Annotated in this window: 19 protein-coding genes; 5 read left to right on the top strand and 14 right to left on the bottom strand. The window is 60.3% G+C overall.

Going from position 1 to position 22828, the window contains the following annotated elements; all coding sequences use genetic code 11:
* Window positions 1–34: 34 nt before the first annotated feature.
* From lpxD to rpsB, 11 genes are all read right to left on the bottom strand, one after another.
* The gene (lpxD, locus tag AAIS01_RS07995; RefSeq protein WP_343468535.1) at window positions 35–1090 is read right to left on the bottom strand and encodes a UDP-3-O-(3-hydroxymyristoyl)glucosamine N-acyltransferase; all 1056 of its coding nucleotides are present in this window, start codon (window positions 1088–1090) and stop codon (window positions 35–37) included.
* A 3-nt stretch (window positions 1091–1093) separates the two neighbouring features.
* Window positions 1094–1597, bottom strand: coding sequence for an OmpH/Skp family outer membrane protein (locus AAIS01_RS07990; RefSeq protein WP_092401204.1), 504 nt, complete (start codon window positions 1595–1597; stop codon window positions 1094–1096).
* A 45-nt stretch (window positions 1598–1642) separates the two neighbouring features.
* On the bottom strand, window positions 1643–4030 hold the full coding sequence (bamA, locus tag AAIS01_RS07985; RefSeq protein WP_343468534.1) for an outer membrane protein assembly factor BamA: 2388 nt from the start codon (window positions 4028–4030) through the stop codon (window positions 1643–1645).
* A 74-nt stretch (window positions 4031–4104) separates the two neighbouring features.
* Window positions 4105–5457, bottom strand: coding sequence for an RIP metalloprotease RseP (rseP, locus tag AAIS01_RS07980; RefSeq protein WP_343468533.1), 1353 nt, complete (start codon window positions 5455–5457; stop codon window positions 4105–4107).
* Window positions 5458–5509: 52 nt separating this feature from the next.
* Window positions 5510–6700: a 1-deoxy-D-xylulose-5-phosphate reductoisomerase gene (ispC, locus tag AAIS01_RS07975; RefSeq protein WP_343468532.1), complete on the bottom strand. Its 1191-nt coding sequence runs from the start codon at window positions 6698–6700 to the stop codon at window positions 5510–5512.
* Window positions 6697–7503, bottom strand: coding sequence for a phosphatidate cytidylyltransferase (locus tag AAIS01_RS07970; protein WP_343468531.1), 807 nt, complete (start codon window positions 7501–7503; stop codon window positions 6697–6699). Before AAIS01_RS07970 ends, ispC begins: the two co-directional genes overlap by 4 nt.
* Window positions 7503–8258, bottom strand: coding sequence for a polyprenyl diphosphate synthase (gene uppS / locus AAIS01_RS07965; RefSeq protein ID WP_343468530.1), 756 nt, complete (start codon window positions 8256–8258; stop codon window positions 7503–7505). Before uppS ends, AAIS01_RS07970 begins: the two co-directional genes overlap by 1 nt.
* A 13-nt stretch (window positions 8259–8271) precedes the next feature.
* Complete coding sequence (gene frr / locus AAIS01_RS07960) at window positions 8272–8829, bottom strand: ribosome recycling factor (protein WP_343468529.1); 558 nt, start codon at window positions 8827–8829, stop codon at window positions 8272–8274.
* Window positions 8826–9569 (bottom strand): UMP kinase, encoded by a 744-nt coding sequence (pyrH, locus tag AAIS01_RS07955; RefSeq protein ID WP_024779012.1) that lies wholly within the window; start codon window positions 9567–9569, stop codon window positions 8826–8828. The genes frr and pyrH overlap by 4 nt, the downstream gene beginning before the upstream one ends.
* Before the next feature lie 212 nt (window positions 9570–9781).
* Window positions 9782–10648 carry a translation elongation factor Ts gene (gene tsf / locus AAIS01_RS07950; protein ID WP_214915599.1) on the bottom strand — a complete coding sequence of 289 codons (867 nt, stop codon included), beginning with the start codon at window positions 10646–10648 and terminating at the stop codon, window positions 9782–9784.
* Window positions 10649–10839: 191 nt separating this feature from the next.
* Complete coding sequence (rpsB, locus tag AAIS01_RS07945; RefSeq protein WP_003198231.1) at window positions 10840–11577, bottom strand: 30S ribosomal protein S2; 738 nt, start codon at window positions 11575–11577, stop codon at window positions 10840–10842.
* A gap of 449 nt (window positions 11578–12026) precedes the next feature.
* Between rpsB and map the strand changes: the two genes are divergently transcribed.
* The 3 genes from map (at window position 12027) to dapC (ending at window position 16900) form a co-directional block, all read left to right on the top strand.
* On the top strand, window positions 12027–12809 hold the full coding sequence (map, locus tag AAIS01_RS07940; RefSeq protein ID WP_047227560.1) for a type I methionyl aminopeptidase: 783 nt from the start codon (window positions 12027–12029) through the stop codon (window positions 12807–12809).
* Window positions 12810–12864: 55 nt separating this feature from the next.
* On the top strand, window positions 12865–15567 hold the full coding sequence (locus AAIS01_RS07935) for a [protein-PII] uridylyltransferase (RefSeq protein ID WP_343468528.1): 2703 nt from the start codon (window positions 12865–12867) through the stop codon (window positions 15565–15567).
* Between the two features lie 133 nt (window positions 15568–15700).
* Window positions 15701–16900 (top strand): succinyldiaminopimelate transaminase, encoded by a 1200-nt coding sequence (gene dapC, locus AAIS01_RS07930; protein WP_343468527.1) that lies wholly within the window; start codon window positions 15701–15703, stop codon window positions 16898–16900.
* A 320-nt stretch (window positions 16901–17220) separates the two neighbouring features.
* On the opposite strand, the gene AAIS01_RS07925 is transcribed toward dapC, so the two are convergent.
* From AAIS01_RS07925 to AAIS01_RS07915, 3 genes are all read right to left on the bottom strand, one after another.
* On the bottom strand, window positions 17221–17580 hold the full coding sequence (locus tag AAIS01_RS07925; protein ID WP_343468526.1) for a DUF6124 family protein: 360 nt from the start codon (window positions 17578–17580) through the stop codon (window positions 17221–17223).
* Window positions 17581–17932: 352 nt separating this feature from the next.
* Entirely contained in the window at window positions 17933–19579 is a 1647-nt protein-coding gene (locus tag AAIS01_RS07920; protein ID WP_343468525.1) for a Na+/H+ antiporter, read from the bottom strand.
* 247 nt (window positions 19580–19826) lie between these two features.
* Window positions 19827–21173, bottom strand: a complete 1347-nt coding sequence (locus AAIS01_RS07915; protein ID WP_343468524.1) for a type III effector protein RopAA — start codon at window positions 21171–21173, stop codon at window positions 19827–19829.
* A gap of 176 nt (window positions 21174–21349) precedes the next feature.
* Here AAIS01_RS07915 and AAIS01_RS07910 point away from each other — a divergent pair, with 176 nt between their 5' ends.
* Together AAIS01_RS07910 and dapD are read left to right on the top strand one after the other, a co-directional pair.
* Window positions 21350–21712 (top strand): ArsC family reductase, encoded by a 363-nt coding sequence (locus AAIS01_RS07910; RefSeq protein ID WP_343468523.1) that lies wholly within the window; start codon window positions 21350–21352, stop codon window positions 21710–21712.
* 32 nt (window positions 21713–21744) lie between these two features.
* Complete coding sequence (dapD, locus tag AAIS01_RS07905; RefSeq protein ID WP_214915606.1) at window positions 21745–22779, top strand: 2,3,4,5-tetrahydropyridine-2,6-dicarboxylate N-succinyltransferase; 1035 nt, start codon at window positions 21745–21747, stop codon at window positions 22777–22779.
* The last annotated feature ends 49 nt before the right edge of the window (window positions 22780–22828 follow it).

Below are 22828 nucleotides of genomic sequence, written 5' to 3'. Positions count from 1 at the left end.
CTAGCGGCTGTGCACACTTGATATGGAAATGGTATCAGCCATCTGATGAAGCATTACCGTCAGGGGTCACGTCCCCTACACGCTTTTCCAACTGACGCAAACGCCGCGCGATGTCATCGAGCTGGCGGATTCGGGCCGCGCTCTTGCGCCATTCGGCCGCCGGTTGCATCGCCGTGCCGGAAGAATAAGCACCCGGCTCGGTGATCGAATGGGTCACCATGGTCATTCCGGTGAGGAATACGTTGTCACAAATATCAATGTGTCCCACCAGCCCCACGCCACCGGCGAGCATGCAATGCTTGCCGATCCGGGTGCTGCCGGAGATGCCTACGCAGGCGGCCATGGCGGTGTGATCACCGACCTGGACGTTGTGGGCAATCTGGATCTGGTTGTCGAGCTTGACGCCGTTGCCGATGACCGTATCAGCCAGGGCACCCCGGTCGATCGCGGTGTTGACGCCGATTTCCACGTCATCGCCGACAGTAACGCCGCCGATCTGGGCGATCTTTTGCCAGATCCCCTTCTCCTTGGCAAAACCGAACCCTTCACCGCCCAATACCGCGCCCGACTGGATCACCACCCGCTTACCGATACGCACGTCGTGATACAACGTGACCCGCGGAGCCAGCCAGCCACCCTCACCGATCTCGCAGCGCGCGCCTATGAAGCAATGGGCACCCAGCGTGACGCCCGGGCCGATCCGCGCTGCGCTTTCGACGACGACAAAAGGACCGACGCTGGCCGTGGGATCAACCACCGCATCCGCCGCAATGACTGCGCTGGGATGAATACCGGAGGCCGACCTGGGCTTGGGGTCGAACAGATGGGAAATCCGCGCATACGCCAGGTAGGGATCCGGCACGATCAGCGCATCGCCTGCAAACCCGTCGGCATCGGCGGGCTTGAGCAACAGCGCGGCGGCCCGGCTTTCAGCCAGGTATTTGCGATATTGAGGATTTGCCAGGAAGCTCAACTGAGCTGGGCCAGCCTCTTGTAAAGTGGCTAGCCCAGTGATGACCTTCTCCGGGTCGCCACGCAGGGTGGCGCCAAGGAACTCGGCCAACTGGCCGAGCTTGATAGTCGCTGTCATGGATTACTTCAGCTGATTCATGCGCTCGATAACCTGGCGCGTGATGTCGTACTGAGGTTTGACATCAATCACTGCGCCACGCTCGAACACCAGGTCAAAACCACCTTTCTTGATGACTTCTTCCACTGCCCTGTCGAGCTTTGGCTTGAGCTGCTTGAGCATCTCGCGGTCGGCAACGGCTTTCGCTTCGTTCAGTTCCTTGGACTGGAACTGGAAGTCACGGGCCTTTTGCTTGAACTCGAGTTCCAGACGCTCACGCTCGCCCTGGGCCATTTTGTCGCCACCGGAGACCAGGCGATCCTGGATACCCTTGGCGCTGCTCTCCAGGCCTTTGAGCTTTGTCAGCTGTGGACCGAACTTCTTCTCGGCATCCACGGCATACTTCTTCGCCGCGTCGGATTCCAACAGTGCCATCTGATAGTTCAGTACGGCGATCTTCATGTCGGCAAAAGCCGGACCTGCGACCATCAAGGTCGCCAGGAGAACCAATTGAGTCAACTTACGCACGATGTACTCCTACAAAATCCATTGTCGTTATCTTGGGTCAGACGCTTAGAACGTCTGGCCGAGGGAGAATTGGAACACTTGGGTTTCAGCGTCATCCGGTTTCTTGATCGGCATCGCCAGGGCGAAGCTCAAAGGACCCAGCGCGGTGACCCAGGTCACACCCACGCCCACGGAACTGGCCAGGTTGCTCAGGCCGATGTCGTTGCACTGAGTGTTGGACTTGCTGCCGTTGGTGTTGGTGGTGGTCTCGCACTTGGAATCGAATACGTTACCCACATCCCAGAATACCGAGGTACGCAGGGAACGTTGGTCCTTGACGAACGGCATCGGGAACAGAAGCTCGACACCGCCCTGGATCAGAACGTTACCACCAAATGGCAGTGGATCCTGGTCCGGGTCACGAGCTGTACCTGCGTTCCCCGTCCGATCTACGCCAAGACTTGGGGTACTGCGAGGGCCGAGAGTGCTGTCCTTGAAGCCACGCACCGAGTTGAAACCACCGGCATAGTAGTTCTCGTAGAACGGCAGGCCTTCAGTCGAACCGTAACCGTCACCGTAACCCAGCTCGGTATGCAAGCGCATGGTGTAGTTGTCGGTCAGGGGCTGGAACAACTGGCCACGGTAGTCGAGTTTGAAGAACGACAGGTCGCTGCCAGGGGTGGTGGCTTCCAGTACCAGGCTCTGGGAGTGGCCGCGGGTCGCCAGCACGCCTTTGTTCAGGGTCGACTCGGACCAGCCGGCGGACGCCTTGAAGTTCAGGTAGTTGTCGCCTTCCTTGTTTACGAAGTCGAAGATCTCGTCAACGGTATAGAGGCCGGTATTGATCTTGTCCGCCTGGGCGGTCAGACCAAAGGTCAGACGCGAGGTCTCGCTGATCGGATAACCGACGTTCGCGCCGATACCCATGCTGTCGACCGCATAGCTGGTCAGGTCAGCATCGAGCTCATCATAGTCAGTGGTGCGATAGAAGGCGTTGTAGCCCAGACTCACACCGTCAGCAGTCCAGTAGGGGTCAACGAAACCGAAGTTGTAACGGGTCTGGTATTCGCTACGGGTCAAGCCAACGCTGACCCGGTTACCGGTCCCCAGGAAGTTGTTCTGGGTGATCGAACCGCCGAGGATCAGGCCGGCGCTCTGGGCAAAACCGACGCTGGCGGTGATCGAGCCGGACGCCTGCTCTTCGACGCTGTAGTTCACATCGACCTGGTCATCGACGCCCGGTACTGCCGGCGTCTCGACGTTGACTTCCTTGAAGAAGCCCAGGCGCTCCAAACGGGTCTTGGACTGGTCGATCAGGTAGGTCGACGCCCAGCCACCTTCCATCTGGCGCATTTCACGGCGCAGCACCTCGTCCTCAGACTTGGTGTTGCCACGGAAGTTGATGCGGTTGACGTAGGCACGCTTGCCCGGATCCACGGCGAAGGTGATGTCGACGGTATGGTCTTCATCGTGCGGTTGCGGCACGCCGTTGACGTTGGCGAAGGTGTAACCCTCGTTACCCAGGCGACGGGTGATCAGTTCGGAGGTGGTGGTCATCAGCTTGCGCGAGAACACCTGGCCCTTCTGCACCAGCAGCAACGACGTGACCTGGTCTTCAGGGACCTTCAGGTCGCCGCTGAGCTTGACGTCACGAACGGTGTACTTGTCGCCTTCATTGACGTTGACGGTGATGTAGACGTGCTTCTTGTCCGGGGTGATGGACACCTGGGTCGAAGCGATGTCCATGTTGATATAGCCGCGGTCCAGGTAGTAGGAACGCAGACGCTCCAGGTCACCGGAGAGTTTTTCGCGGGCGTACTTGTCATCGTTCTTGAAGAACGACAGCCAGTTGGTGGTCTTGAGCTCGAACAGGTCAATCAGGTCTTCATCAGGGAAAACAGTGTTGCCCACCACGTTGATGTGCTGGATGGCCGCAACGGTGCCTTCATTGATGTTGACCTTAAGGGCCACGCGGTTGCGCGGCTGCGGTACCACTTCGGTGTCGACGGTGGCCGAGTAACGGCCCTGGGCAACGTACTGGCGTTGCAACTCGTTACGAACACCTTCAAGGGTGGCGCGCTGGAAGATCTCGCCTTCGGCCAGGCCCGATTGTTTGAGGCCCTTCATCAGGTCTTCAGTGGAGATCGCCTTGTTGCCTTCGATCTCGATACTGGCGACCGATGGCCGCTCGACTACCGTGATGACCAGTACATTGCCATCACGACCCAGTTGGATATCTTGAAAGAAGCCGGTTTTGAACAGCGCACGAGTGGACTCCACCAGGCGCCGATCATCCGCCTGCTCGCCGACGTTTAACGGCAAGGCACCAAAGACACTACCCGCGGAGACCCGCTGGAGGCCATTGACGCGAATATCAGAGATAGTGAAGGACTCGGCGTGAACTTCGGCGATCATCAATACGGTGAGAACCGCAGTTAGCAGCAGACGTTTCATGAAGTCCTTTCTTATTCCAACTGGCAATAAACAAACTGCCGCAAAATGCGGCAGATTCGCAATTCAGCGAAGCATTACAGACGACCCAGATCGTTGACCAAGGCAAGCAACATCACCCCGACCACCAAGCTGATACCGATCTGTATCCCCCAACCTTGCACCCTATCCGACAAGGGACGACCACGCGCCCACTCGATCAGATAAAACAGCAGATGCCCCCCATCCAGTACCGGAATGGGCAGCAAATTCAGAACCCCCAGGCTAATGCTCAGATAAGCAAGGAAATTCAGGAAATCAGCGACGCCCGACTGGGCAGAAGCGCCCGCCACTTTAGCAATGGTTATCGGTCCACTCAAGTTTTTTACCGAGAGCTCGCCGAACAACATTTTCTTGAGCGAATCGAGGGTCAGGATGCTCATGGTCCAGGTACGACGCGCGCCCTCGCCAATCGCCGCCACAGGGCCGAAACTGACCTCACGGACCATCTCCGGCGGCCAGTCGACGGCCTTGACGCCAGCCCCCAGATAACCGGTCGGCGCCTTGCTCTCGCCACGGGCGCCCAGGGTGACCGGGACGTCGATTGGCGCACCCTCGCGTTCGACGCGCAGCACAATTTTGCTATCAGGACGTACACGAACCGAATCGACCACCTGCTGCCAATCGCTGACCGGCAGGCCATCGAGCGCCAGCAGCCGATCACCGGTCTTCAGGCCTGCTGCCTGGGCCGGGCCTTTCGGATCAAGCTCGGCCAGCACCGGCGGCAACGCAGGTCGCCAAGGTCGGATACCCAGGGAACGGATCGGATCCGGCTCGTCGGCACCCTTGAGCCAGTTATCCAGCACCAGCTCGCGAGGCGACTGCGTTGTCGAACCTTGCTCACGCACCATCAACTGCAACGAGCCACTCTCGCCCAGACGCCGCACCAATTGCAGATTCACGGCCGCCCAGCCCGAGGTGGGCTCACCGTCGATGGCGACGATTTCCTCGCCCGCGCCCAGACCCGCCCGTGCAGCTATGCTGCCGGCCTCGACCGCGCCGATGACCGGCCGCACCTGTTCGCTGCCCAACATGGCCAGGGCCCAGAAAAAAACCATGGCCAGCAAGAAGTTGGCAATCGGCCCGGCCGCCACGATGGCTATGCGCTGACGGACGGTCTTGCGATTGAAGGATTGGTCGAGCTGATCGGCGGGCACTTCACCTTCACGCTCGTCGAGCATTTTTACGTAGCCGCCCAGTGGGATGGCTGCCACAACAAATTCGGTGCCCTTTTTGTCATGCCAGCGCAACAGCGGCATGCCGAAACCGACGGAAAAACGCAGAACCTTGACGCCACAGCGACGCGCGACCCAGAAATGACCGAATTCGTGAAAAGTGACCAACACCCCTAAGGCAACCAGGGTGCCGACAATCATATAGAGCGCGCTCATCTGTTTTCTCCGCAATCCTGCCCAGGACAACCCTGGCTAACGTACCGCAGCCTCAACGCCCGTGGCGCTTCAACCATTGACCCGCCAGCTCACGAGCCCTGGCGTCCGCCGTGAATACTGCATCGAGGTCATCGAGCGAAACCACAGCCTCGAGGTTCAAGACCTCCTCGATGATACTCGCGATCTCGAGGTAACGGACACGTCCGTCGAGAAACGCTGCAACCGCCACTTCATTGGCGGCATTAAGCATGGCCGGAGCACTGTTGCCTGCCTCGGCTGCCTGTCGCGCCAGACGCAGGCATGGAAAGCGCTGCTCGTCGGGCGCCTGGAAATCCAGGCGGGCGATGGCGAACAGGTCCAGCGGTGCCACGCCCGAATCAATCCGCGCAGGCCAGGCCAGTGCATTGGCGATCGGCGTACGCATGTCCGGGTTACCCAACTGGGCCAGCACCGAACCGTCTATGTAGTCCACCAGGGAGTGAATCACGCTCTGCGGGTGAATCACCACTTCCACCTGGGACGGCCTGGCATCGAACAACCAGCAGGCCTCGATCAGCTCCAGCCCTTTGTTCATCATGCTGGCCGAATCCACGGAAATCTTGCGACCCATGGACCAGTTCGGGTGAGCACAGGCCTGCTCCGGTGAAACGTGCATCAATTCTTCCAGCGGGGTCTGCCGGAATGGGCCGCCGGAAGCCGTCAGTAAAATTCGCCGGACCCCCACCGCACCCAGACCGCGGGAAAAGTCCTGCGGCATGCATTGAAAAATCGCATTGTGCTCGCTGTCGATAGGCAGCAGCACCGAACCGCTTTTGCGCACCGCCTGCATGAACAGCGCGCCGGACATGACCAGTGCTTCTTTATTGGCCAGCAGGATCTTCTTGCCTGCCTCCACCGCCGCCAGCGTCGGACGCAAGCCCGCCGCGCCGACAATCGCGGCCATCACCGCGTCGACTTCAGGATCGGAGGCCACCTGACAGAGCCCCTCCTCCCCCACCAGCACACGGGTAGGCAAGCCTGCCGCACGCAAGTCGTCCTGCAAGGCTCGGGCAAGGCCAGCCTCAGGCACCACGGCAAAACGCGGGGTGTGGCGTATGCACAGCGCCAGCAGCTCACTCAAGCGAGTAAAACCACTGAGGGCAAATACCTGATAGCGCTCCGGGTGGCGACCGATGACATCAAGTGTACTCAGACCGATCGAACCGGTAGCCCCCAGGACGGTAATGTGTTGAGGGCGACTCACGATGCCGCCATCCACAGCAACACGGCAAAGATCGGAATCGCAGCCGTCAGGCTGTCGATGCGATCCAGCACGCCACCATGGCCGGGCAGCAGATTACTGCTGTCCTTGATGCCGGACTGACGCTTGAACATGCTTTCGGTCAGGTCGCCGACCACCGATACAAACACGATGAGGGCGGCACCCAACAGGCCCATCAGCAACTGCCCGGCACTCCACTCCCGCACGACGCCAACCACCGCTGTGATCACCAGGCTCAAGGCCAGGCCTCCATAGACCCCTTCCCAGCTCTTGCCAGGACTGACCTTGGGGGCCAGCTTGCGCTTGCCAAACGCTCGTCCGGAGAAATAGGCACCGACATCCGCCCCCCAGACCAACACCATCACGGCCATGATCTGCCAGTTGCCCAACGGGCCTTGCTTGATCCAGATCAGCCCTTGCCAAGCCGGCAGCAGGATAAGCAGGCCAATCAGCAGCTTCGCCGCAGCGCCTGCCCAATGATGCGTGGTCTGCGGATAGGTCAACACCAGGAAGGTCGCCGTGGCCCACCACAACACCGATGCTCCCAGCACCCAAGGCGCGAGCCCCTGCACCAGGTACATGACGAACAGCATCGCCGCGACGGCCACGGCGTAGGCCACCCGCGCAGATTGCGCAGGAAAACCTGCCAGACGCGCCCACTCCCACGCCCCCAAGGTCACGACCAACCCGATGAACAGCGCGAAACTGGCACCTTTAAGCAGGAAAAATCCACCCAGGGCGATGGGCAACAGGATCAGGGCGGTGATGATTCGTTGTTTAAGCATTAAACCCGGGCTCCAGCTTCGATCTGTTCGCTCGTTTTACCGAAACGACGCTGACGGGAAGCGAAATCGGCCAGCGCCGTGCGCATGGCTTCGTGTTTGAAGTCCGGCCAGAACAGGTCGGAGAAGTACAGCTCGGCGTAAGCCAGCTGCCAGAGCAGGAAGTTGCTGATGCGATGCTCGCCACCGGTACGGATGCACAGGTCCGGCAACGGCAAGTCACCCGTGGCCAGACAGGTCTGCAGCAGCTCAGGCGTGATGTCTTCCGGCTGCAGATGACCGGCCTGGACCTCCCGAGCCAGCCGCTGGGCTGCCTGGGCGATGTCCCACTGGCCGCCATAATTGGCGGCGATTTGCAGGACGAACCGATTGGCACCTGCCGTGGCAGCCTCGGCTTCGCGCATCGCGGCCTGCAACTCGGGATGAAAGCGCGAGCGGTCGCCAATGATGCGCAGGCTGATACTGTTGTCGTTGAGACGCTTGGCCTCACGCCGCAGAGCCTTGAGGAACAGATCCATCAAGGCGCTGACTTCATCGGCCGGACGCTGCCAGTTCTCGCTGGAGAAGGCGAACAGGGTCAGCACCTCGACCCCGGCCTCGGCACATACCTCGATGACCGCGCGAACTGCATCGACCCCAGCCTTATGCCCGGCGACGCCAGGCATGAAGCGCTTCTTGGCCCAGCGATTATTGCCATCCATGATGATCGCCACGTGACGCGGAATCGCAAACGGCACGGCCTGCTTGGTCTTTTCCATGAAAACGAGACCCTTATACGGCCATCAGGTCTTTTTCTTTCTGCGCCAAATCCGCATCGATCTTAGCCACGAACTTCTTGGTCAGATCATCAATTTCGCCAGCGGCGCGACGCTCTTCGTCTTCGCTGATTTCCTTTTCCTTGACCAGATCCTTGAGCTGGCTGTTGGCATCGCGACGGATGTTACGCACGGCGACGCGGGCGTCTTCAGCCACATCACGGGCCTGCTTGGTGAACCCCCTACGGGTTTCCTCGGTCAGGGCCGGCATGGAAATCAGCAGCAGCTCACCCAGGTTGGTCGGGTTCAGGTTCAGGCCGGCACTGCCGATGGCCTTGTCGACCGCGCCCAGCATGTTGCGCTCAAAGGCAACGACTTGCAGGGTCCGGGCATCCTTGACGGTGATGTTGGCCACTTGCTTGATCGGCGTATCAGCACCGTAGTACGGCACCATCACGCCTTCGAGAATACTTGGGTGCGCCTGGCCGGTACGAATGCGACCGAAGTTGTGCGCCAGCGATTCCACGGACTTCTGCATGCGCTCTTGAGCGTCTTTCTTGATTTCGTTGATCATTGTTGTACTTCCTCGATCAGGGTTCCTTCGGCGCCGCCATGCACGATATTCAGCAGGGCGCCGGGCTTGTTCATGTTAAAGACGCGCAGCGGCATCTTGTGGTCGCGGCACAGGCAGATAGCCGTGAGGTCCATGACACCCAGCTTGCGATCCAGTACTTCATCGTAGGTCAGATGATCGAACTTCTCGGCATGCGGATCTTTGAACGGGTCAGCGGTATAGACGCCATCGACCTTGGTTGCCTTGAGCACGACATCGGCATCGATCTCGATCGCTCGCAGGCAGGCGGCCGAATCCGTGGTAAAGAACGGATTACCGGTACCGGCGGCAAAAATCACCACTTCCTTGGCGTTGAGGTGGCGCATGGCTTTGCGGCGGTCGTAGTGATCGGTCACGCCGACCATGGAGATGGCCGACATGACGATGGCCGAGATATTGGCACGCTCCAGCGCGTCGCGCATAGCCAGGGCGTTCATCACAGTGGCCAGCATGCCCATGTGGTCGCCCGTCACCCGATCCATGCCGGCCGCGCTCAGCGCAGCGCCGCGGAACAGGTTGCCGCCGCCGATGACCAGGCCGACCTGAACGCCGATCCCGACCAACTGGCCGACTTCCAGCGCCATGCGATCCAGCACTTTCGGATCGATCCCGAACTCTTCCGAGCCCATCAGGGCCTCGCCGCTAAGCTTGAGTAGAATGCGTTTATAGCGAGCCTGATAACCACTGCCCTGCTGAGCCATTGCGAATCTCTCCTGCGGCGTATTTTCGAAAATTCTTTCAGGCTGTTTGCAGCCTGCGTTCACTCTAGCTTGACGCTGACACAGCGCCATCGAAACACGGCTTTGTAAGCCAGTTCCGACAGGAAACCAATAAAAATCGGCATCCCCATCCAAAAAGAGGCTGCGCGCGTTAAGCGGGCAGCCTCTTCTGGGCGACAGTTAAAAAAACCGTCTTATTGCTTGGAAGCAGCCGCTACCTGAGCAGCAACTTCTTCAGCGAAGTTGTCGACCGGCTTCTCGATGCCTTCGCCTACTTTGAAGTAGGTGAACGAAACGATTTCAGCACCCGCCTTCTTCGCCAGGTCGCCGACCTTGATTTCCGGGTTCTTGACGAAGGCCTGCTCAACCAGGCTGGCTTCGGCCAGGAACTTGGAGATACGGCCGCTGACCATTTTTTCTGCGATGTCAGCAGGCTTGCCTTTGAGCTTCTCTTCGTTCAGCTGCAGGAAAACACCCTTCTCGCGCTCGATCGCTTCAGCGGAAACGTCCGAAGGCAGCAGGAACTCAGGGTTGGTTGCAGCCACGTGCATGGCAATGTCTTTCGCCAGCTCGGTATCGCCGCCCTTCAGGACAACCGCAACACCGATCTTGTTGCCGTGCAGGTAGGTACCGACCACGTCACCTTCAACGCGAACCAGGCGACGGATGTTGACGTTCTCGCCGGTCTTGCCAACCAGGACCAGGCGCGCTTCTTCCTGGGACTCGATCAGCGGGGCTGCGTCGGTCAGTTTGTCAGCGAAAGCTTTTTCGACGCTGGCAGCGACGAATGCCTTGAAGTCATCCTGCAGAGCCAGGAAGTCGGTCTGGGAGTTGACTTCCAGCAGAACGGCGGCCTTGCCGTCGTCCTTGATGGCGATGGCGCCTTCAGCGGCAACGTTGCCGGCTTTCTTGGCAGCCTTGATGGCGCCCGAAGCACGCATGTCATCAATGGCTTTCTCGATGTCGCCGCCAGCCTTGGTCAAGGCTTTCTTGCAGTCCATCATGCCTTCGCCGGTACGCTCGCGCAGTTCTTTGACCAACGCTGCAGTAATCTCTGCCATTTCAAAATCCTCTTGGATAGGTTTTCAACCATTCCACCCGATTGAACGGGCGTGCAATTCTTCCCGAACCACCCTTGTTAGCCGCTGCACGTTACAGATGCTGTAGCTGCGCTGCCTACAAATGGTTTCCGAGGTGGCAAAAAGGGGGCCAAGCCCCCTTTTTGCTTACTGAGTCAACGCCAGGGCGTCAATTACTCAGCGGCTGCTGCCGGAGCTTCTTCAGCGAAGACTTCGGTGCCGCCATTAACGTTGTTGCGACCACGGATAACAGCGTCAGCCATCGAACCCATGTACAGCTGGATGGCGCGAATGGCGTCATCGTTGCCTGGGATGATGTAGTCAACGCCTTCCGGGCTGCTGTTGGTATCGACAACGCCGATGACCGGGATACCCAGCTTGTTGGCTTCGGTGATCGCGATGCGCTCGTGGTCAACGTCGATCACGAACAGCGCGTCAGGCAGACCGCCCATGTCCTTGATACCGCCCAGGGAGCGGTCCAGCTTCTCAAGATCGCGAGTGCGCATCAGCGCTTCTTTCTTGGTCAGCTTGGCGAAAGTACCGTCTTCGGACTGGACTTCAAGGTCACGCAGACGCTTGATGGAAGCGCGAATGGTCTTGAAGTTGGTCAGCATGCCGCCCAACCAGCGGTGATCGACGTACGGCGAACCGCAACGTGCTGCTTCTTCAGCAACGATCTTGCCAGCGGAACGCTTGGTGCCGACGAACAGAATCTTGTTTTTGCCCTGGGCCAGGCGCTCTACGAAGGTCAGAGCTTCGTTGAACATTGGCAGGGTTTTTTCAAGGTTGATGATGTGGATCTTGTTACGCGCGCCGAAAATGTACTTACCCATTTTCGGGTTCCAGTAACGGGTCTGGTGACCGAAGTGCACACCGGCCTTCAGCATATCGCGCATGTTGACTTGGGACATGATAGTTCCTTGATAAGTCGGGTTTGGCCTCCACGTATCCCAATGACCAACCAGCGGCCTATATAAGCCGAAGGCACCCAGGTCATCGTGTCGACACGTGTGTGGATTTAAGCTTGCGGGGTCATCCCCGGAAAGCGGCGCATTTTATACCACAGCAAGGGCGAAAACGGAACACGGATTCTGAAAACCTCTTGTGGCGAGGGGATTTATCCCCGCTGGGGCGCGTAGCGGCCCCATACCAGGCGATTCAATCGACTTGATACACCATGCCGCCTGATTTGGGGCTGCTGCGCAGCCCAACGGGGATAAATCCCCTCACCACAGAGTTCCAGGCTGAAGAGCTCATTGCACTGATCGTCTGTTAGAATTGCGTTTTTCAGGGCCGCCCGGATCATCATCCGCCGCCTATTTCGTTTTGAACAGCGCCGCCGGGCGCAGAGAGAGCCTGTATGACCGTCACCCTCAAGACCCCCGAGGACATCGCAAAAATGCGTGTCGCCGGCAAACTCGCCGCCGACGTGCTGGAAATGATTGCCGAACACGTCAAGCCGGGCGTTACCACCGAAGAGCTGGACCGGATCTGCCACGACTATATTGTCAACGAGCAGAAAGCCATCCCTGCCCCGCTCAACTATAAAGGCTTCCCCAAGTCGATCTGCACCTCGATCAACCACGTGGTCTGCCACGGCATCCCCAACGAAAAGCCGTTGAAGGATGGCGACACCCTGAACATCGACGTCACCGTCATCAAGGACGGTTACCACGGCGACACCAGTCGCATGTTCCATGTCGGCAACGTGCCGGAATGGGCCCAGCGCCTGTCGAAAGTCACCCAGGAATGCATGTACATGGCCATTGAACTGGTGAAACCGGGCTGCCGCCTGGGGGACATCGGCGAAGTGATCCAGAAACACGCGCAGAAGAACGGTTTTTCGGTGGTGCGCGAATTCTGCGGCCACGGTATCGGCAAAGTGTTCCATGAAGAACCGCAGATCCTGCACTATGGCCGTGCCGGCACCGGCATGGAGCTGCAAGCGGGCATGACCTTCACCATTGAGCCCATGATCAACCAGGGCCGCGCCGACACCAAGGTGCTGGGCGACGGCTGGACCGCCATCACCAAGGACCGCAAGCTGTCGGCCCAGTGGGAACATACCCTGCTGGTGACCGAAACCGGGTACGAGATCTTTACCCTGCGCAGCGATGACACCATCGCTCGCGTTTCCGCCTGATCCACAACCCAGCTATAGAACCCAGCTATAGATAGAAAGAAAGGAAAGCCATTCGATGCCGCAGGTGGATCCCGAACTCTTCGACCGCGGCCAGTTCCAGGCTGAACTGGCCCTGAAGGCAAGCCCCATATCGGCCTTCAAGAAGGCGATCCGCCAGGCTCACGAAGTGCTCGACCAGCGCTTTCGCAGTGGCCGGGATATTCGCCGGCTGATCGAAGACCGCGCCTGGTTCGTCGATAACATCCTGCAAAAGGCCTGGGAGCAGTTCAACTGGAGCGAAGATGCCGACATTGCCCTGGTGGCGGTGGGTGGCTACGGGCGCGGCGAGCTGCATCCCTATTCCGACATCGATTTGCTGATCCTGCTGGACAGCGCCGACCATGAAGTTTTCCGCGATTCCATCGAGCGTTTCCTGACGCTGTTGTGGGACATCGGCCTGGAAGTCGGTCAAAGCGTGCGCTCGGTGCAGGAATGCGCCGACGAGGCCCGCGCCGACCTGACGGTGATCACCAACCTGATGGAAAGCCGCACCATCGCCGGCCCTGAGCGCCTGCGCCAGCGCATGCTCGAGGTCACCAGCACGGCGCACATGTGGCCCAGCAAGGACTTTTTCCTGGCCAAGCACGCCGAGCAGAAGGCCCGCCACCACAAGTACAACGACACCGAATACAACCTGGAACCCAACGTCAAAGGCTCCCCTGGCGGATTGCGGGACATCCAGACGATCCTGTGGGTTGCCCGCCGGCAGTACGGCACGCTGAACCTGCGAGCCCTGGCGGGCGAAGGCTTTCTGGTGGAAAGTGAAAACGCCCTGCTGGCCTCGTCCCAGGAATTCCTGTGGAAAGTGCGCTACGCCTTGCACATGCTTGCCGGGCGCTCCGAAGACCGCTTGCTGTTCGATCACCAGCGCTCCATCGCGGGCTTGCTGGGCTTCGAGGGCCAGGATGCCAAGCAGTCCATCGAAAACTTCATGCAGCAGTACTATCGGGTAGTGATGAGCATTGCCCAGCTCAGCGAACTGATCATCCAGCACTTCGAGGAAGTCATCCTCGCCCCCGAGGACGAAGAACCGCCTCAGCCGATCAACTCCCGGTTCCAACTGCATGACGGCTACATCGAAGCGCGCAACGCCAATGTGTTCCGCCGCACACCTTTTGCCATGCTCGAGATCTTCGTGCTCATGGCCCAGCAGCCGGAAATCAAGGGCGTACGAGCCGACACGATTCGCCTGCTGCGGGAAAACCGTCACCTGATCGATGACGATTTCCGCCACGACATTCGTAACACCAGCCTGTTCATCGAGCTGTTCAAGTGCAGGATCGGGGTGCATCGCAACCTGCGGCGGATGAACCGCTACGGCATTCTGGGGCGCTACCTGCCGGAGTTCGGCTTCATCGTCGGTCAAATGCAGCACGACCTCTTCCACATCTATACGGTCGATGCCCACACGCTGAATCTGATCAAGCACCTGCGTAAGTTGCAATACACCCAGGTGTCGGAGAAATTCCCGCTGGCCAGCAAGCTCATGGGCAAGCTGCCCAAACCCGAGCTGATCTACATGGCCGGGCTGTACCACGACATCGGCAAGGGTCGTCAGGGCGACCACTCCGAGATTGGCGCGGTGGATGCCGAGGCATTCTGCCAGCGCCATCAATTGCCCCTGTGGGACAGCCGGTTGATCGTCTGGCTGGTGCAGAACCACCTGGTGATGTCGACCACCGCCCAGCGCAAGGACCTGTCCGACCCGCAGGTGATCCACGACTTCGCCCAGACCGTCGGCGATGAAACACGGCTGGACTACCTCTATGTGCTGACCGTGGCCGATATCAACGCCACCAACCCGAGCCTGTGGAATTCCTGGCGCGCCAGCCTGTTGCGCCAGCTTTACACCGAGACCAAGCGTGCCTTGCGCCGCGGCCTGGAAAACCCGGTGGACCGCGAAGAGCAGATCCGTCGCACCCAAACTGCCGCCCTGGACATCCTGGTGCGCGGCGGCACCGATCCGGACGACGTCGAGCAGCTCTGGTCGCAGTTGGGCGATGACTATTTCCTGCGCCACACTGCCGGCGACGTCGCCTGGCACAGTGACGCGATTTTGCAGCAACCGGCCGATGGCGGGCCGTTGGTGCTGATCAAGGAAACCACCCAGCGCGAGTTCGAGGGCGGCACGCAGATTTTCATCTACGCCCCGGACCAGCACGACTTCTTCGCCGTGACCGTGGCGGCGATGGACCAGCTCAACCTCAACATTCACGACGCCCGGGTCATTACGTCCAGCAGCCAGTTCACCCTCGACACCTACATTGTGCTCGACACCGATGGCGATTCGATTGGCGACAACCCGGCGCGGGTCAAACAGATCCGCGACGGTCTCACCGAGGCCCTGCGCAACCCGGCGGATTACCCGACCATCATCCAGCGCCGGGTCCCGCGCCAGCTCAAGCATTTTGCGTTTGCGCCCCAGGTGACGATCCACAACGACGCCCAGCGCCAGGTCACGGTACTGGAGCTCAGCGCCCCTGACCGCCCGGGTCTGCTGGCACGGGTCGGGCATATCTTCCTGGAGTTCGACCTGTCGCTGCAGAACGCCAAGATCGCCACCCTGGGCGAGCGGGTGGAAGACGTGTTCTTCATCACCGACGCGCATAACCAGCCGCTGTCCGATCCGCAGTTGTGCAGCCGCTTGCAGGACGCGATTGTCCAGCAACTGAGCGTCAACCAGGAACCTGATACTCATCTGACACGTATCAATATCTGAATCAACGAACTTCCTGTGGGAGCGAGCTTGCTCGCGATGGCGGTGTGTCAGCAGCATCAATGCTGGATGTTCCGCCGCTATCGCGAGCAAGCTCGCTCCCACAAGGACCGCGCCCACATTGACGAGGCCCTCGATGAACAACGCTCTGAACCAGCTCCAGCCCTACCCGTTCGAAAAGCTCCGCGCCCTGCTGGGCAGTGTCACGCCAAACCCGGACAAGCGGCCAATTGCCCTGTCCATCGGTGAGCCCAAGCATCGCTCGCCCAGCTTTGTAGCCGACGCCCTGGCCAGTAATCTGGAAAAAATGGCCGTGTACCCGACCACCCTCGGTATCCCGGAGTTGCGTGAAGCGATCGCGGGCTGGTGCGAACGACGCTTCAACGTGCCGAACGGCTGGCTCGACCCGGCGCGCCACGTGCTGCCGGTCAATGGCACCCGCGAAGCGCTGTTTGCCTTCACCCAGACCGTGGTCAACCGTGGCGACGATGCGCTGGTGGTCAGCCCGAATCCGTTCTATCAGATCTATGAAGGCGCCGCGTTCCTGGCCGGGGCCAAGCCGCATTACCTGCCCTGCCTGGACGAAAACGGCTTCAACCCGGACTTCGATGCCGTCTCGCCGGACATCTGGAAACGCTGCCAGATCCTGTTCCTGTGCTCGCCTGGCAACCCGACCGGCGCGCTGATTCCGGTGGATGTCCTGAAGAAACTCATCGCCCTGGCCGACGAGCACGACTTCGTCATCGCCGCGGACGAGTGCTACAGCGAACTGTACTTCGACGAACAGACCCCGCCGCCAGGCCTGCTCAGCGCCTGCGTCGAGCTCGGCCGCCAGGATTTCCAGCGCTGCGTGGTGTTCCACAGCCTGTCCAAACGCTCCAACCTGCCAGGCCTGCGCTCCGGCTTCGTGGCCGGCGATGCGGACATCCTCAAGGGCTTCTTGCTGTATCGCACCTACCACGGCTGCGCGATGCCGGTTCAGACCCAACTGGCAAGCATCGCCGCGTGGAACGACGAAGAGCATGTACGGGCCAACCGTGCGCTGTACCGGGAGAAGTTCGACGCCGTGCTGGAGATCCTCAGCCCGGTGCTGGACGTGCAACGTCCCGATGGTAGCTTCTATCTGTGGCCGAATGTGGCCGGCGATGACGCAGCATTCTGCCGGGACCTGTTCGAACAGGAACACGTCACCGTGGTGCCGGGCTCCTACCTGTCCCGCGATGTGGCTGGCGTCAACCCAGGCGCCGGGCGCGTGCGCATGGCCCTGGTCGCGCCATTGGCCGAATGCGTGGAAGCGGCGGAGCGGATTCGCGCGTTTATCCAGCGTCGGGGTTGATGGTTATATCGGACTGAAGCGGACCGCTGTTGTGGCGAGGGGATTTATCCCCGCTGGGCTGCGAAGCAGCCCTAAAATCTGGCGCCTCGGTGTCTCAGGCAGATTGTGAGTGGACTGCTTTGGGGCTGCTTCGCAGCCCAGCGGGGATAAATCCCCTCGCCACAGGTCCAGTGTTCTGCCGGAATTTTTGTGTTTGCCTTTCGATTTATCGCGAGCAAGCTTTGCTCCCACAGTGGACTTGTGTGGCTCACACAACCTGTGATCGATACCGGATTCTGTGGGAGCAAAGCTTGCTCGCGATGAGGCCGTTGTTTACTGCATCAAACCCGAAGCTCTACCCGATCCAGGCACTTGTTCGCCAACAACATCCCCAACTCAATCATCTGGGCCACTCCCAATGCTACATGTCGTCGCGAGCCGTCCTGATCGAAGGCAAGGTCATTGAGCATCGCATTGGCCGAAGCCAGGGTTTCGCTGAGATTGGCTAGCAAGGCTTCGGTATCAACGCTGTCCGACACGGTGAACAACTGTATCGAGGGCTTGGGTTCTGACTCGCTGGTGTCAGGCTTGAGGTAATGATCCAGCGCACGGTCTGCAGCCTCTTGCAGCTTTTCGGGGGCGTAATCGCCATAAGGGAAAGTAGAGGCAGGTTTTGGTGGATTTTGGGGTTCTTTGTTCATCGAATTGCTTGCTCCCTAGAGCTGAAGATGTAAGCCCTGCACTTGGATTGTGCAGAAGCCAGTGCTGCTAGAGGATGTTCGGATTCTCACGTCCGGTCGCTGAATTGGCAGCGACACCCAGAGGCTAGAGCCCCCGCTTCCGACGGACAACCTTAAAAACTTGTCGGAAACTTCGGTGCGTCTGTCAGACCACCATCCCCGTGGCGAGGGAGCTTGCTCCCGCTGGGCTGCGCAGCGGCCCCAAACAAGTCAACTCGATCTGTCTGACATGCTGCGCTGCCCGGTGTTAGGGCCGCTTCGCGCCCCAGCGGGAGCAAGCTCCCTCGCCACAAGTAGCTTTGCGCAATGGCTTCTATTTACCCAACCCCAAATTCGCCTCCGCCAGATCCAACTCCCCCAGCACCTCACGCAGCACATCATCGCCAATCTGGTGATGACGACTAAGGCGATACAACTCCAGGCGCTGCGCCCGAAAAGCCTTCAGGCGCAGCCGGCGCTCCAGCAGGTCCATTTCGAACGCCAACGCCTGGGCCTCGGCGGAGTCGTTGAACACATCGAGCTGATGACGATACTCAGACATCAACCGGGCCTTGACCTCGGCCGCCAGCGCCGCCTGGGCTGCATCCGGGGTACTGCCCGCCTCGGTCGGTTCTTCCACTTCCAGTGCATGGATCGCCGCTTCAGCGGTTTTGCGCCAGGCTTCGCGCACTTCGTTGCGACGTTTGTCGTCGGGGCTCTTCTCGATGCCCCGTAGCAGCAGAGGCAGGGCGATGCAGGCCGCAATCAACGACAGCAGAATGACCCCGGCGGCGATGAAGATCAGCAAGTCTCGCTCGGGAAACGGCTCACCCGCCGCCAACAGCATCGGCACCGACAGCACCCCCGCCAGCGTCACCGCACCGCGCACCCCGCCGAAGGTCAGCAACCAGCCGGAGCGCGCAGTCGGTACGAGCGTCAGCTCGCCCTTGCCACGCCAACGGCGCAACCACCCAGACAAACGCCAGATGCTTTGCACCCAGACAAACCGCAGCACCAGCAACACCAGGAAAATCGCCACCACGTCCAGGCAGCGGTAGAACAGCGTCGGCCACAACGTGGTTTCGTGGCTGGTCACCGCCTTGACGATATCCGGTAATTGCAAGCCCAGCAGCAGGAAGATCAAGCCGTTGAAGGCAAACTCCAGCAATGACCAGACACTGCGATTGAGCAACCGCGTGCCCGTCTGACGCGGCAGCAGATCAAGCCAGCTCTGCATCATCCCGGCCGCCACCGCCGAGAGAATGCCTGATGCACCCAATCGTTCGGCCAGCACATACGCGGCGAAAGGCAACAGCAACATGAACACCACATGGGTCGCCGGGTCGTCCCAGCCCCGGGCGACCATCCAGGCGCGCAAACGCCCCACCAGCCAGCTCAAGGCCACGCCGACCAGCAGACCACCGATTGCCACCAGCACGAAGGCCAGACTGGCGTTAGCGAGGGAAAACACGCCGGTGATAGCCGCCGCCAAGGCAAATTTGAACGTCACCAGGCCCGAGGCGTCGTTCATCAAAGCTTCACCCTGGAGCATATGCATCAGGGGCCCAGGCAGCCGATCACGGGCAATCGCCGACACTGCCACCGCGTCGGTCGGCGACAGCACCGCCGCCAGGGCAAACGCCACCGGCAGCGGGATGCTCGGCAGCAGCCAATGAATAAAATAACCGGCGCCCACTACCGTAAACAGCACCAGCCCCACCGCCAGCGTCAGGATCGGCCCGCGCAGGCGCCAGAATTCGCGCTTGGGCATGCGCCAGCCGTCGGAGAACAGCAGAGGCGGCAGGAACAAAAACAGAAACAACTCCGGGTTGAGCGTTACATGCAACCCCAGGGAGGGCCAGGCCAGCAACGCCCCTGCGCCGATCTGCACCAAGGGCAACGGCAGCGGGACCAACCGTCCGATCAGCCGCGAAACACCCACCAGTGTCAACAGGATCAGCACGGTATAAGCGCTTTGCATAACGAGTTTCCATTTACAGCGACACACATCCGGCAACAGCTTGCCGTTGAAGTGCCATATTAGCCCCTCCGACCGTGCCGCTGCCGTTGCACATTGGTCGCACCCCGGCGGCAGCGCCACGCAGCTGCGCCAGCCGACGCCGTCCGGCTATTGGATAAACACCTTTTATCTCCAGCATGGGAGAAAAAACAGGCCCCGGTCGTTCCAGGCCCTTGCATTGCCTGGAACGACCGTGACTGATTCGAAGCTACACCATTCGCTCGGCGGCATTGAGGTTTGAGCGCGCCGAGACGAATCTGTCGCCATCGCTCCCCTCGCCTTGGACCGGTTCAGCCTCAGGCATCTCGACCAGCGGCAACAGCCCTTGCTGCTCATCCAGATGCCCGGCAGGGCCAGTAAGCCTGTCCAGCGCCGCCGAGGCTTTGTCCGCCAGCGGTTGGGTCAACACCCCCGTTGTCACCCAGGCGGCGACCACCGGGGCCATGGTGGCGGTGACGGTGGCCTTGCCCACCGCCGCGACGCCTGCGGGAGAAATGCCGGCCTGCCTGGCGGCGTTGACCGCGGCCGTCTGGGCCATGCCAATCGCGGTGATACCACCGGCCAATGCACCGAGGCCACTGACCAGTCCCGTGGGAGTAACCAGCGCCTGCAGCGATTTGCTGCCATCACGTACGATGTCCAGGGGCAAGCTGCCGACCCGCTTCGCGATCCCGAGGGCGGCGCCCCCTACTCCATAGTCCTTGAGGTCTTTGAAACGCTGATGCCAGTCTTGCCGCCCCAACAGGTACTCCGGACCGACCCGGTGCTTGGATTTATCAATGGAATGCTGCAGGTCATAGGCCGCCATGCCTGAAAGCGGGGAGCCAATCGCGGCTATCACGGAATCGACCTTGCTGCCCGTTTGAGCATCGACCGTCTTGGTCACCACGGGTTGGACGACGGTCCGCAAAACGTTTCGAGCCGTGAAGGTCTGGAAGGTCATGCTGCCCTCGGCAGCCTGGGTCGTCAGGCTCGGCTTCACCGTTTTGGCCGCCTCCTGCATGACCGGCTCCAGATCGGCATTTTCGGCCACCAGCCACTGGGTGTCGCTGGTGGCGCGCTTGATCAGGCCATTGCCGACCGTGTCGGCGGCGCTGCTGACCAGGCCGGCAATCGCCGACAGCGCCAACGGAGCGGTAATCGAGCCATTGCCGGTCACCGCCGGGGCGAAGTCCAGCGCAATGGACGCCGCGCCGAAGGGAACCGAACGAAGGAATCCAACAGTGTCATGGGACGCGCGATCCAGCCGCGAGCCTTTGGTCAGCACGGCATCGACGCTTTGCGTGGTTTCCCCGTCATTGGCCAAGGTACGCGAACGATCATCGATCAGTGCTTCGAAGGCCTGGCGATTGGCACCGTTTATATGCGGCTCGAATACCCGGGTGAGCTGGGCTTTGATTGCACCCGTGCGATTTGCCAGATCCTGTTCAGCCGTGACGGGGCCGATCGGGACGGATGCAGCGGTCCCGGTGGTCGATGTCGTTGAATGGGGCGGGAGTGTTTCTTCAGTTTGATTCGTCAGTGGACGGGGCGGTGTCAGGGAGATGGAATCCATGGGCGGGTCTCTTGTGCGCAAAAGTGCTGGGTTTTCCTGTGCTGTGTGGCCACCTCTTTCCTATCGGTTCCGCCTCGTCCGATCCGTCGCGACAGTCAAGGCACTGAAAGGAACGACGTGGCATAATCGTCGGCTGATTGTCAGGACGATACCAGGGACGTTTTGGGGGAGCACTTATGCCCAATGAAAACAAACACTTACACCTTTTCGGCATCAAAGCCTGTGACACGATGAAAAAGGCGCGCACCTGGCTCGATGAACACGCTGTCAACTATGACTTTCACGATTACAAAACCGCCGGCATTGACCGTGAACACCTGACCCAATGGTGCAACGAGCATGGCTGGCAAGTGGTGTTGAACCGTGCCGGTACGACCTTTCGCAAACTCGACGACGAACGCAAAGCCGATCTCGACCAGACGAAAGCCATCGAACTGATGCTCGCCCAACCCTCGATGATCAAGCGCCCGGTGCTCGATCTCGGTGACCGAACCCTGATTGGCTTCAAGCCAGATATTTATGCGGCAGAGATCAAGTAAGCCTGCCCAGTCCATTTTGTAGAGGTAACTTCATGTCCAATACTTTATTCAGCCTGGCCTTCGGTGTCGGCACGCAAAACCGTCAAGGCGCTTGGCTGGAAGTGTTCTACGCACAACCGCTGCTCAACCCGTCGGCCGACATCGTCAAAGCCATCGCGCCGATCCTTGGCTACAGCGAAGGCAACCAGGCCATCACCTTCACCACCGCCCAGGCCTCGCAACTGGCTGACGCGCTCAAGGGCGTCGATGCCGCGCAAGCCGCATTGCTGACCCGCCTGGCCGAGAGCCACAAGCCGCTGGTCGCCACCCTGCTGGCTGAAGACGCACAACTGAGCTCCACCCCTGAGGCCTACCTCAAGCTGCATCTGTTGTCCCACCGCCTGGTCAAGCCTCACGGCCTGAACCTGACTGGCATTTTCCCGTTGCTGCCGAACGTGGCCTGGACCAGCCAGGGCGCAATCGACCTGAGCGAACTGGCCGAGCACCAGCTCGAAGCCCGTCTGCGCGGCGAGCTGCTGGAAGTGTTCTCGGTGGACAAGTTCCCGAAAATGACTGACTACGTGGTCCCGGCCGGCGTGCGTATCGCCGATGCCGCGCGGATCCGCCTGGGCGCCTACGTGGGCGAAGGCACCACGGTGATGCACGAAGGTTTCGTCAACTTCAACGCCGGCACCGAAGGCCCGGGCATGATTGAAGGCCGTGTCTCGGCTGGCGTGTTCGTTGGCAAGGGTTCGGACCTGGGCGGCGGTTGCTCGACCATGGGCACCCTGTCGGGCGGTGGCAACATCGTGATCAAGGTCGGCGAAGGCTGCTTGATCGGCGCCAACGCCGGCATCGGTATCCCGCTGGGCGATCGCAACACCGTGGAGTCGGGCCTGTACGTGACCGCCGGCACCAAAGTCGCCCTGCTGGACGAAAACAACCAACTGGTGAAAGTGGTCAAGGCCCGCGAGCTGGCCGGCCAGCCCGATCTGCTGTTCCGTCGCAACTCCGAGACCGGCGCGGTGGAATGCAAGACGCACAAGTCGGCCATCGAGCTGAACGAAGCACTGCACGCCCACAACTAAGCTTCACACCACCACCTGTGGGGGCGAGCCTGTGTGGGAGCCGAGCTTG

Origin of the sequence: Pseudomonas halotolerans, assembly GCF_039581215.1 — a bacterium.
GTDB lineage: Bacteria > Pseudomonadota > Gammaproteobacteria > Pseudomonadales > Pseudomonadaceae > Aquipseudomonas > Aquipseudomonas tehranensis.
The sequence above is the reverse complement of the archived record's forward strand: the minus strand, read 5'-3'. Positions and strand labels throughout refer to the sequence as shown.